Source organism: Luteitalea sp., from assembly GCA_009377605.1.
GTDB lineage: Bacteria > Acidobacteriota > Vicinamibacteria > Vicinamibacterales > Vicinamibacteraceae > WHTT01.
In genome coordinates, this window is record WHTT01000038.1 from 17,594 (window position 1) to 29,886 (window position 12,293).

7 protein-coding genes are annotated in these 12,293 nt (G+C 64.8%); 2 read left to right on the forward strand and 5 right to left on the reverse strand.

What is annotated here, in order from left to right; translation table 11 throughout:
* Positions 1-1,743: a hypothetical protein gene (locus GEV06_14240; GenBank protein MPZ19054.1), complete on the forward strand. Its 1,743-nt coding sequence runs from the start codon at positions 1-3 to the stop codon at positions 1,741-1,743.
* Positions 1,744-2,072: 329 nt separating this feature from the next.
* Here the strand turns inward: GEV06_14240 and GEV06_14245 are convergent, their stop codons facing one another.
* From GEV06_14245 to GEV06_14255, 3 genes are all read right to left on the reverse strand, one after another.
* Entirely contained in the window at positions 2,073-4,049 is a 1,977-nt protein-coding gene (locus tag GEV06_14245) for a hypothetical protein (GenBank protein MPZ19055.1), read from the reverse strand.
* Positions 4,050-4,265: 216 nt separating this feature from the next.
* Positions 4,266-5,606, reverse strand: coding sequence for a hypothetical protein (locus tag GEV06_14250; GenBank protein ID MPZ19056.1), 1,341 nt, complete (start codon positions 5,604-5,606; stop codon positions 4,266-4,268).
* Between the two features lie 881 nt (positions 5,607-6,487).
* A complete protein-coding gene (locus GEV06_14255; protein ID MPZ19057.1) occupies positions 6,488-9,943 on the reverse strand; it encodes a hypothetical protein in 3,456 nt (1,151 codons plus the stop codon).
* A 602-nt stretch (positions 9,944-10,545) separates the two neighbouring features.
* Here GEV06_14255 and GEV06_14260 point away from each other — a divergent pair.
* On the forward strand, positions 10,546-11,304 hold the full coding sequence (locus tag GEV06_14260) for a hypothetical protein (protein ID MPZ19058.1): 759 nt from the start codon (positions 10,546-10,548) through the stop codon (positions 11,302-11,304).
* 193 nt (positions 11,305-11,497) lie between these two features.
* Here GEV06_14260 and GEV06_14265 read toward each other — a convergent pair whose 3' ends face one another.
* Together GEV06_14265 and GEV06_14270 are read right to left on the reverse strand one after the other, a co-directional pair.
* A complete protein-coding gene (locus GEV06_14265) occupies positions 11,498-11,884 on the reverse strand; it encodes a PIN domain-containing protein (protein MPZ19059.1) in 387 nt (128 codons plus the stop codon).
* 89 nt (positions 11,885-11,973) lie between these two features.
* Positions 11,974-12,252 carry a type II toxin-antitoxin system prevent-host-death family antitoxin gene (locus GEV06_14270; protein ID MPZ19060.1) on the reverse strand — a complete coding sequence of 93 codons (279 nt, stop codon included), beginning with the start codon at positions 12,250-12,252 and terminating at the stop codon, positions 11,974-11,976.
* Positions 12,253-12,293: the final 41 nt, after the last annotated feature.

Sequence of the window (12,293 nt, forward strand, 5' to 3'; positions counted from 1 at the left end):
ATGACGCGCGCGCAGCTCTCGATGCCGGATTATGTGGTCATTGCGGGATACTTCGTCATTGTCCTGTGGATCGGGTTCTACTTCCGGTCGCGGCTCGACGCGCCGAAAGACTACTTCGCCGGCGGCCATCGTGTGCCGTGGTGGCTGGCGGGTATCTCGCACTACATGTCGAGCTTCAGCGCGTTCTCGTTCGTCGCGTACGCGCAGATGGGCTACATGTACGGCTGGGTGTCGGTAACGCTGTTCTGGGCGACGATTCCCGGCTGCCTCGCAGGAGCGCTGTTCTTCGCGCGACGGTGGCGCCGCGCGCGGATCATCACCCCGATCCAGTTCCTCGAGGCCCGGTTCAACAGCTTCGTGCGGCAGCTGTTCGCGTGGTCGGGAATTCCGATGAAGGTGCTCGACGATGCGCTGAAGGTGTTCGCGACGGGGCTGTTCGTGTCGGCGTCGACGGGTGTCGATCTGGAATGGATGATCGCCGTCTGCGGCCTCGTCATGGTGGCGTACACGTTCCTCGGTGGGCTCTGGGCGCTCGTGGTGACGGATTACGTGCAGTTTCTGATGAAGACGCTCGCGATCCTGCTGCTGCTCCCGCTGGCGATCGTGCAGGCGGGAGGCGCCGCGCGTGCGTTCGCAGGCCTTCCGCAGGGGTTCTTCGCGCCGACAGGCGGCCCCTACGGGATGATCTACATCGCGGGCTTCGTCGTGCTCATGACGATCAGCTACAACGCGAGCTGGTCGCTCGCGCAGAAGTACTATTCGGTGCGGGACGAAACGGAGGCAGCCAAGGCCGCGTATTGCGCCGCGGCGCTGAACTTCGTGGGTGCCCCGCTGATGATCCTGCCCGCGCTCGTCGGACGCCACCTCTTGCCCGACCTACTCGCCGAGCAGCGGACGGCCGACGTCTACATCCTGCTCGTGCTCACCTTGCTGCCGGTTGGCATGGTCGGCATCATCGTGGCGGCGATGTTCTCGGCCACCATGGCCGTCGTCAGCGCGGACTTCAATGCGATTGCCAGCGTCCTCACGAAGGACGTCTATCAGCGGCTGCTTCGGCCCGGCGCGTCCGACCGGCAGCTCCTGCAGGTCGGACGCTGGGCGACGCTCGCGCTGGGCCTGGTCACGATCGGGCTTGCGCTGTGGATTGCCGCGCTCGGCCAGCAGGCGCTCTTCAACACGATGGTGACGCTTCTGGGACTGTTCATGGCGCCGACGTTCCTGCCGCTGCTGGCGGGTTTGGCATCGCGTCGCTTGACCGCGCACGGCGCCCTCCTCGGTTTTTGCCTGGGGTTGATCACGGGGTTCGTGATGTTGGCGGCCAAGACCTGGTGGCTGCCGTCCCTGCCGGGTGGGGCGTCGCTGACCACGACGTACGCATTCGAAGGGCTCTCGCTGCTGGTGAATGCCGCGGTGACGGTGATCGGACTCGTAATCGGCACGATGCTCGGACCGCGCGACAACGCGGAGAGCGAGCGGGCGGCTGCGTTCTTCGACGCGCTGGATCGTCCGATCGCGGCGCACGAAGTGCCCGGAGCGACCAGCAACACGGCGATGCCCATTCTCGGGCGGTCGACCATGGCCGTCGGGATGCTGCTCGTGCTCGCGGGGCTGCTCGCGCGATCGCAGGCGGCACGCCTGAGCGACCTCGCGATCGGCGTGCTGCTGGTGGCGTTCGGCGCCATGCTGCACAGACGCGGCCGCCGTACCGCCACACCCGCAGCCGCCCTCGTCTCCGGATCCTGACCTCGAACGCGTGCGCACCTGCGTTCGAGAGCCGTCGATATTCTCAACCGCATATACGACGCTCGCGGACCAACGGAACCTAGACATCTCCCTTAGGAGATGTCTAGGAGCGGCGGTGCTTCGAAAGACGGCATCGGCGGTTACCCTTGTCTGGACTAGATATAGCCCGGACAAGCTTCGATGGTCAACACCACAGGTCTGGACCGTTCGGCACAACCCTTGTGCCACTTCGCTGGGGCCCCGATGGCCTCGTGCTGGCCGCGGTTTTCCGCCGCACGCGCAGCACCCTGAGGAGGCACGAACGTTGGTTCAGTGTCACCAGTCCCCTTCTACTCGAGACGGATCCACTTGGTGGCAGCACGGTCCGCGGGACCCGCTAGGAGCAATGTCTCACCTTCCATCCTGGTGACCGGCGGCGTCCACCCCGCAACCCCGCCGCGCCAAAAGATCCACCAGCGGACGCCGCTCCCCTCGGGCAGGCGAGCCCTGGGCGTCAGCGTCAGCGGTCCGCGGCTGCCGGCGTGACGGACCAATTGAGATGCCTCTAGGCCGCCTGGCGACGTGCCTACCCAGAGCGCATGCTCGCCGTCGCTCAATCGAGCCCAACCGCCGACGAACGCCCACGCGAGATACGCGCCGCCCGTCCAACTCGTGCCGACTTCGGCATCCTTCTTCAGTGAGCGGAAGGTGTCGCGCACAACCATCGCCGGCGCCTCGCCGCTCATGAGCCACACGTCGCGCCGAACGACAGCGCCTGCGGGCAAGCCCTCATAACAGGCGCTCAAGTCAATGCCCACATGCTGCCACCCACGCCTGTCCGTTTCCAAGACACGCAGTCGGGCGGCGCGCGGCTTCTGCGCCTCGCCGTCGATCACGGGGCTGTTGTGCGCCCAGATTCCCAAGGTGTAGTCCCGTTCCGCGCCCGGCCGATATTGCTGATAGCCAGGATCGGTAATCCAGAAGCGATTCTGCCAGCCGAGGATGACATGGCCGCCATCGGCGTGCAGATGGCGCATCGCGTTGCGTGTCAGACTCACGGACGCGGCAGCGTCGCCACTGGCCCAACCGGTTCGAAGCGTGACGGCGTGCGGGTGCTCATGCGGGGCAGCGACCGGCCGCCGCGAGGCGGACGCTTGCTCGAAAAAGCGGAAGTCGCCGCGCGCCGCGACGAGCGCGGCCGCAGGCAGCCGCACGGCGGGCACATGCGCGAGAAGCCAGGCCGCATCGCGCCACTCATACCAGCGCGCGAGCCGCAGCAGCGCGCTGCTCCAAAACGGCATCTCGGGCTCGACATCGCCCAGCGGTGCATGGAGGTCGGGCCGGCCCGGCAGCGTGAGATCAATCCACTCGTCCGCGACGCTGCGGAACGCATCGCGATGCTTCTCCAATATGTCGCGGACGCCCGGCAGTCCCGCCAGCCACTCGGTCACGCTGTCCATCAAATACCCGTCATAGCTCGTGCCTTCGGTGTGATATTCCTTGCCCGTGCGAAACCGGCCCCAGGCGGTGAGCACTTCGGTCATTTTCCCTTCCAAGGCATTGGTCCGCGCGCTGCCGATGATGCGCGCGAGCTGAGCGCTGCGCGCGAGCGTGATGACCGGAATATTGTGCAGGCGCGCGGGAGCATCCACCTTCGCGCTCCACTGCTCCTCGAACCAGGGCCAGACGTCGCGCTCGATCAACGCCTCGGCCGCGGCGCGGGCCTCTCGCAGGAGGGCGGGGTCCCAGCGGCTCGAGTCCGCCAGCGCGAGTGACAGGCTCGCTGCCAGGTGAGCGGTCACGAGCCCCGCCTGATTGGTCATCTCGTAAAATCGATCCCATCCCGCCAGCGCGGCGAGCTCGTGCTGGAGGAGGCGCCCTGCCTCGAGGTCGTTGTTCCCGCGCCATGCCGCGTGCAGAATGCGCCAGCGCTCCTCGAGATCCCACGCCAACCAGGTCAACCACGGATACGTAATCGTGCTGATGCCGGCGGGCAGCTCCTCCGGCGTCGGACGCGTTGCCACCGGCAGCGGAAAGGCAAGCGTATGACCGATCCGGTAGTAATAAACGTTCAACTCGCGGCGCTGTTTTTCCCGTGCCGTGCGCTCAGCGAGCACGCGTTGCAGATCAGTGCGAGTCCACGGCCGGTCGTCTTGCGGGATGAAGGGGTCGAGCTCGTAGGCCGACGTCTCATACGCGAGCGGGGGCCGCTGTGGCTCAGCGGCGCCTCGAGTGGACGTGCCCTGTGCGGCAAGCGCCGCACCGCACGCGAGCACGCCGAAGGCAGCAAGCGCGCGCAAGCGGCCGACGGAGGATCCCATGAGCATTTATATACACCGAGACGATAGCATGACGGCCCTGTCATGCTCACCTCCCACCCGCCTCCTCAGTTTACATATCGTCCGTTATCGGATTCACGCGACCCGTCACCCCAGCCCCAGCGCAGGCCGCCCTGCCGAGCGCAGCATACTACGAAGCGCACGGAGCGCGCCTGCCGCTTCGACGCGCCACAACCGATCTCGCCGTGGACGCGGTGTTCTCAATCACGGATCTTGATCGGAGGTGATCGAGAGCAAGCGGCGCATCCCGTCCGAGAGGATGCCGTCGACCTGCGGCGCGCACCACGCCACGCTCACTTCGTACCCTCCCTGCGGATACGCTCCTTTCGTCGGGATATACCACGGCCCTCCGTCACCGTACGCCGCGCATACCACGAACCGCCCGGGAGCCGTCCGCTGGGCCGCAAGCTGATACTCGACGAAGCACTCCGCGGGCAGGTGCAGTAGCGAAACATCGTTGACGTGCAGCGCGCTGAGCACGATCGGCAGCTTCCGTTCGTGCCGCCGGATCCACGCCACCGTGTATGCAGGCCGGTTGCGGTTGACGACGATTTGGGACTTGTCCGCGATTTGCCGCAGAATACGCGCGGCGTCCCAGCGTTCGTCAGTCGGCGGGAGGATGTCGTGCGTGACCCAGCGGACGGACTCGATCGGCTCGGGCTTCAGGTCCGCTTCCGACTCGACGATCCCCTTGTACATTCGCTCTACAAGCACCGGTCGCATCTCCTTGGAGCCGTCGTTGTACTTCCCGGCCCCGATGTTGCCGCCGCAGCCGTTGAAGTAAAGGTGCGTGCAGTCCGGCTCGTCCTCTTGCCGGCGTCGGCGGGCGAGACCGCAGAAATCGGCGCTCACGCGGCCGTCGCCGTAGTAGCTCATGGGATGGCAAGCGTAGTAGTGGCAGGCGGCGAGCTTCTTGTCGCGATCGTAAAAAGCGATGGTCTTGAGGAAGGGGTCGATCAATCCCTCGGGGAGCGCGCGGAACTCGGGATTTGTGGAGCTGCTGCCGCGCATCGCGCGGACCTTGCCGTCGGGGTCGAGAATCCGGCGGTTGGAAGCGACCTGCACAACTTTCGCCTGGCCATGCGCTACGTGAGTGACGCGCCGGGCGCGGGGCAGCGCGGCGGCGATCGCCTTACGTCCCGCGTAGAGACAGCGGCGGAAGAAATCGACATCCACGATGTGCGGCAGATCCCCCTGCTCCTGCGTGATCCGCTCGGCTTCGAGACAGGCGAAGGGGGCGTTGTGCTGATGGACGCACTGCACGGCGACGCGCTCGGGGGGCGCGCCGGCGGCTTCGGCCAGCGCCGTCCGCCATTCCAGATGCGCCTTGTTGAGGATGCCGGTCCAGTCGACGGCGCAGATCACGATCGGCCGGCCGGCGCCAAGCAGGACGAACCCGATCGCTTCCAGCGGATCGTCGTAGCCTTCGACGGGCTTGATCCAGCCCCCGCAGCAGGGATGGCCGATCGGGGGAGAAACGTCGAAACGAAACGGCGCGAGGCGCAGATCGGCGGGCGAATCCTCATTCGCAACGGCGGCGGAGATCCTGGCGAACGGCGCCGCGGCGATCCCGGCGGCTGACGCATGGATGAACTCACGACGAGAGAACTGCATAAGCGGACCTCCTAGCCGATGACCGAGACCGACGTCCACTGGAGACAGACCGTCCGCACTCGCAGCCCGATGGAATGGCGGCACCGCAAACGGAGGGTCTACGTCGGCTCCGACCTGTTCGTGTATTACAAGCAGGGCGACACGGAGAAGCGAGTCGCCCCGGACGTGACGGTCTGGCTGTGTGCCGCGGCCTCGAGGTACTCACGCGCCGACGCCCACCCCCAGGTGTCGTCGCCGCAGAAGATGCCATTGGCAAACCGACGCAATGCCCGGCGATCGGAGGCAGGGAACGCGGAGAAGCGGAGGGAGCATACAGGCCGTATTTGACCGACGAGCAACGCCGCCAGCCGGGATGCCCCCGGGACTTATGTGACGAATCACTGTTACGGGACACTAGTACTAGTTGCGTTTGGGCGACCGAGTACGTTCCCGCACGGAAAACCGTGGCCTTGGCAACGTCGGCGTTTTATGCCTTGTGGGGTGTGGCATGGCTAGTCCCTTTGATCGTGCTGAGGCGCCCCGCCAAAGACTTCCTCGTCCTCAGCCAGTGGCTGTTGTGCTTCATCTGTGCGGCTTTGATTTTCTGGGGCTCTCGCCGTCTATAAACCACGAGCGCCCTCATCCATGCTGTCGTGGCTGAGCAGTCACGGACGGCGCGCACTTCGAGCCCGACGTCTCGATCACGCTCGAGCCGCTCCACTCTGGGGATCCGGCGCTCCGCAAGGCAGGCCGTGTGATACGTGACGCACTGCTGGCCAACCTCCGCGGGCGAGGCCCGCTCCCGCTGCCGTTCTATCCCCAAGACACGCAACTCAGTACTGCAGACGCACGCCGAAACGGAAGTTGCGCTCTCCCACACCCCTGGTTGAACGAATAAAGCCGAACGTCCCCGCATCGGACACGTTGCCGCCGGGATTGGCGAAGTTGGGATGGTTCAGCACGTTCAAAGCCTCCGCGCGGAGCTGCATCTGGATACCGAAGGGCAGGGAGATCGTCCGGAACAGGCCGAGATCCAGGTTGAAGAATCCCGGCCCGCGAATCGTGTTTCTGCCCACGTCGCCGAAGCGCGCTTCGTCGACGGGGGCGAACGCCGACGTGTCGAAGTACTGGAACTGCGCGGGGTCGGCGCCAGGCGGCGGCACGCCCTTCTGGTTGTTGTCGAAGATCTCGACCTCCGGCTTGACCTGGTCGGGGACCTGTCCGCTGCCGCCCGCGAGGAGCTGCGGCGCCGTGCCTTGCACGATAGAGAACGGGGTCCCGCTCATCGCAGTCAGCACGCCGTTGAGCTGCCACCCGCCGAGCAGCACGCTCCCGAGTCCCTCTTGCAACCACGCCTGACCGCGCCCGAACGGAGCGTCCAACACCCAGTGGACCTGTAGGTTGTGCGTTCGGTCGAACGACGCGCGGCCTCTATTACGGTCAATCTCGCCCGGCGCTTGGATGCGCGCACCGCCAGCATTTTCTCCATCGCTTAGCAAGTTGATGGCTTTCGACCACGTATAGGACACGCCCACCAGCGAGCCCCCCTTCCGGTACGTGAGCTGCGACTGCAGGGCGTCGTAGAACGCGTCTGCGAACGGTTGAATGGAGACGATGTCATCCACAATGCCAAACTGCGCCAGCGGCCGTCCCTGATCGCCTGCGCCCGGCGGCGCGGCGTTCAGGTTGATGCGGCCCATCTGCCCCGTGATGCGCGTGCCGACATAGCCGACCTGTGCCGTCAGCGATCGCGTCACCTCATGCTGGATGGTGACGTTGAACGAGTGGGTGTGCTCGCGCTCGACCTCTTGCGGCCACGTGAGCGTCCCCACACCAGTCGGCAGCGGGATCACCCCGGAGCCGATATCAGGTGGTTGGCCAAAGCGCTCGACGTCGAGCCCGTCCCTGAGCGTGGTCACCGGGATGAACTCATTGTCGACGCCGTTCAATTGGATGGTGGGGTGTTCGAACGACAGCACCGCAGGAAACGCGTCGCGAAAGTCTTTGAACGAGGTGCCGTCGGCCGACAGGCCGTAGCCCGCGCGGACGACGGTCTTCTCGCTGGCGCGATACGCCACACCCACGCGCGGCAGGAGCTTGCCGGTCCCCACATCCGCACCCGTGTCCTTCGGCACATCGCCGAGACCGCCGATGAGGACGTTGCCCGTCGCGGGGTCGAAGCGTGACACGCCGATGTCGTTGTCGCGGCTGGGCCAGAGATACTGTTCCCATCGCAGACCATAGGTCAGGGTGAGATTGCGCGCCACTTGCCACTGGTCCTGCGCGTAGAGCGCGTGCACCTGCATGTAGACCGCGCTCGGATTCGACAGCTGGTCGGTCTTGCCGGCGCGCATGGGCAAGCCGAGCAGGAAGTCGGCCCAACTGTTGAACCGATCGGCCGCAGCGCCCCCCTGCCGCGCCGTGGCGTTGCCGTTGAAGCCGAAGGTGCCACGGGGTGACAGGCCTCGCGCCTGGGGCTGAAAGTGATTGAGTTGCTGATTCTGATAGTCCCATCCCATGCGGAAGGCGTGCGCGCCCGTCAACCAACTCAGGTTGGCCGTCGCCACGTACTGGTTATCGCGAAACAGAAACGGGTTGCTCGGATTTGGGTTCCCGAGACTGGCCCAGTTGTTGATGCGGAACGCCGGCATGCCACCCTGCAGCCGGTCCGGACCATTCGTGCCGGGAATGCCGAAGACATCCAATCCGAAGTTGGTGTCGATGTCCACGTTCTCGGCGCCCAGTCGCTGGCGCGTGTATCCCACGTTGCCGTCGAACACGAGCGTCGGACCGAAGGTATAGGTGCCGCCAACGCCCGCGACTTGAGTGCGGGCAGGCGAGAGGCCCTGTTGGCCACCGGCAAGCGCGTCGCCGCCCGCCTCGCCCAGGGCCGGCGGATCGAAGACCTCGCTCGGCGACAGGCTGTAGCGCCCCCACAGGGTGGACCTGTCGCTGGCGTTGAGGCTCACCTTGAAATCGAGGTTGTCGCGGTCGAACGTGTTCGTGCCGCTTGCTTGAAAGTTGTCGACGAGGCCGGGCCCCGTGGGATCCGGCATGCGCGCGATGAGCTCTCGCGCGGCCAGGTCGATTCTGTCGCGCGGAACCTGGTTGTTTGGAAACGGCGCGCGCTGACGCGGGTCGGGGCCGGAGGCGGGGTCGTAGATGACGGTGTCGACCCCACTGAAGTCGCCGTTGCGGAGCGCCTCGGTCGGCAGGCTCGAGAGCCGGACCGGCGAGGCCTGCCGCCGCGTCGTCGTCTCCCAATTGCCGAAGAAGAACAGCTTGTTCTTCAGAATCGGGCCGCCCAGATTCGCGCCGAACTGGTTGAGGAGATCCTTGGGGACGTCTGGCGTCGTGAGAAAGACGTTGCGCGCTTTGGTCGCGCTGTTCGTGTGGTTCCACCAGCCGGTGGCGGCGTACGCGTTCGTGCCCGACTTGATGCTCACGTTGATGGCGGCGCCGCCTGCGATCCCCTGCTCGGCGCCGAAGGCATTGGTCACGATGTTGACCGATTCGATGGCCTCCGCCGACGGCACGTAGGCCGTGTTAGTGGGGAGCCATGGGTACTGGATGCTGGCGCCATCGATCTTCGTGTTGTTCTGCACCCTCGAGACGCCGTTGACGTTGAACGAGATGGAGCGTTGCGGGCTGCCCGCGACGGAGTTGATCTCGCCGACCAAGGTGACGCCCGGCACGAGGCCCATCAGGCCCTGGTAATTCCGGCCCATGCTGCCTTGGAGCGGCAGGTTGTTCACCTGCCTGGCCGTTTGCACCACGTTGACGTCGGCACGATCGGTCTGGAGCGTCACGTTGGTGCCTGAGACTTCGACCGTTTCGGCCACCTCGGCGACCTCCAGCGTGACATCGACGCGCTGGACGCGGTTGGTCTCGATGCGCACGTCCTCCTGCACAACGGTGGTGAAGCCCTGCAGGGAGACGGTCACCCGGTAGGCACCCGGCAGCAAGTCACCAAAGAAGTACCCACCGCGCTGATCCGTGGTGACCCGCTTCGCCACGCCCGTGCCGACGTTCAACGCCTCGACATCGGCGCCCGGCACCGCCTGGTCAGTGGCATCCGTGACCGTGCCAGTGAGCGAGCCGTAAAGCACTTGCGTCGACGCGGGCAGGACCGCGACCGCCAACACAAATGGCACCAGCAACAGCGGAAGGCCACCAGCGCGATGCGTGCGTACGGGCGCAAGGAAAAGCGACAGCCATTTCACAATACACCTCCGAGCTCCGGAGCTCATTAGTTGTCGTCGCGAACTATTCATTCTATCAGGTGTCATTCGCGTCAACAACGTTGCTCAGTGTGGTCACGACCCTCATTTCCGTGAAGCACCCCCTGTCCATACGCGCCTTGACAGCGTCGCCCGAGACTCGTAAAATACTGCACTTCAGCTCAGATATGGATGGGCGCGGGTTTGCAGACCCGTTGGGAGGAACTGGGTATGCTTACCGGTCGCAACTTGCGGCGGCAGCGCGCTTCAATCTCATTCGGACCGTACGCCGAAGGCGTCAACGGCTCCCTCCTGCTTGACTGGTGGATTGACCGATTCTTGGTGGCTGACCCCGATGCTTCGTTCGGCAGTCTCCCCTCCGTCGGGGAGGCCACCGACGACATGACGTGCCTCAATACGGATGCGGGCGTCCGAATCCTCGAAACAACTAGCCAGTCCGCACTTGCAGCGCGCGTGGAGGTTGCCGAGTCCTTCAACCTTTCAAGGTTTCAGCGAGGGCTCCGATGCGTGCGGACATGATGCATTGCGCTCGATCGTTACGAGAAGTTGACGCGACGGTGACACCCTCGTTTCAGCACACGGCTATCGTTCGATCCGCACTCGCGCCCGTTGCAACACATGACCAACTCGTCATCACAGGGAGGAAGGCTATGAAGAAGTTTACAGCGTCTCTACTGGCAGGGGCAGGTCTCGTCATCTTCGTGACCACATCGGCGTTTGCCCAGGCTTCTCAGGCCGCGTGGAGGTTTGAAGAAATCGTCGCGCTTGACCATGCGGTCGCCGAGACGGAGGATCCCGGTCCGAACGGCACGGGTTGGGTGAGCATCCTTACAACTCACATCAAGACACCCAATGCCAAGGAGCTGGCGATCGGCGTTTCGCTTCAGTGTGGGATTGTCACCGATACTACCGTCAAGAGCGTTGGTGGGAACCAAGATACCGCTGCCGCCCAAGGGAGAATCAAGGTCAGAGTCAAGATCACGCAGCCAGACGGGACCATCGTTTATGCGCAGCCTAGCAACGGGGCCGATCTTGCCGGCACGCTTCTAGATCCCGGGCCCGGTGTTACGTACTGCGACAGGTACCAGAAGCTGGCGGCGAAGTTCGCGGGTCTGAACTGCACTGCCGACCCCGTCACGGGTGAGGTCACGTGCGTAGATCCTGAGGAGCTCCAACTGATTCTGAAAACGCTGGGCGCTCACCACTTCAATTTCCTGAGCGCGAACGTTGTTCCGGGGGTTCAGAAAGTTGAAGTCCAGGCGATGGCACAGGCTGCCGTTGAACTCGGTGGTAGCAGCTTAGGCGCTGCCGGCGCCGAGGCGTTTGCGGGTGCCGGGGCGTTGTCCGTTGGGATCATTCGGCTGGTGAAAAATGCAGACGGAACGACTGACCTGGGAAACCTCAAATAGCGGATGACCATCAGGGTCCCGGCGGTGCGCGGGCGGGGCCCTGACCTTTCTGCCGATCGCGACCTTTGTCGTCGCTGCGATCACGGGGTCGCCGCCACCGGGCGAATGGGTAGCGGCGACGGAACGGCACAGTGCCGACCGTTCCCCGATCTGAGACGCCACGAACCTCTCTGAGATTACGGCTCACTCACTCTCAGCCGCTCCACGGGTTGAAGACCGGCACACCGGTTGTGGCCACGTCCGCAGTATTCCGCGTGACGAACGTGAGCCCGTGATGCAGCGCGGTGGCGGCGAGTTGGGCGTCGATTGTCGGCAGGGTGACGCGCTGTCGCTTCGCGAGCGCCTCGACTTGGCCCCATCGCTCGGCCACGGCATCATCGAAGGCCAATAAGCGCCCTGCGAACCGGAGACGCACGTCCCGATCGAGCCAGCTCTGGAGGGAGGCGCGCTTCGGATCGTCGTGTGGAAGAAGGTCGATGCCCTTCCGGACCTCACCGATGGTGATGACACTTAGGTGCAGGAGCTCCTCGGCTGTGGCATCGACCCAGGCCGTGACACCTCGGTTCGGCCGACGCTTCATAAGCTCTGAGATCACACTCGTGTCGAGGAGGTAGCCACTTCTGGAGACAGAGCGTTCATCGGCTCGATGTTCCCCCGCTAGCGTCGCTGCTACCACTCGATGTCCCGTGTGGTGTCACGCTTGCGCTGGATGTCGAGCGCCCGCCCGCCGGTGGGCGCCTGGTGGAAGAACTCAACGAGCGATTCAGGCTGCTCGGCTCGTCCTCGGAGCCGGTCGAACTCCTCGGCCGGCACGATCACGACCGCCTCACCACCCTGCTTAACAACGCGTTGAGGCCCCCCCGCGCGCGCGAGTCGGAACAATTCGCTGAAGCGCGCCTTGGCCTGATGAAGCCTCCAGGCCCGCGCAGGTGGATTCAATGGACTCATGCGACTAGACTACTCTGACCGGTCCAAGTAGTCAAATCATG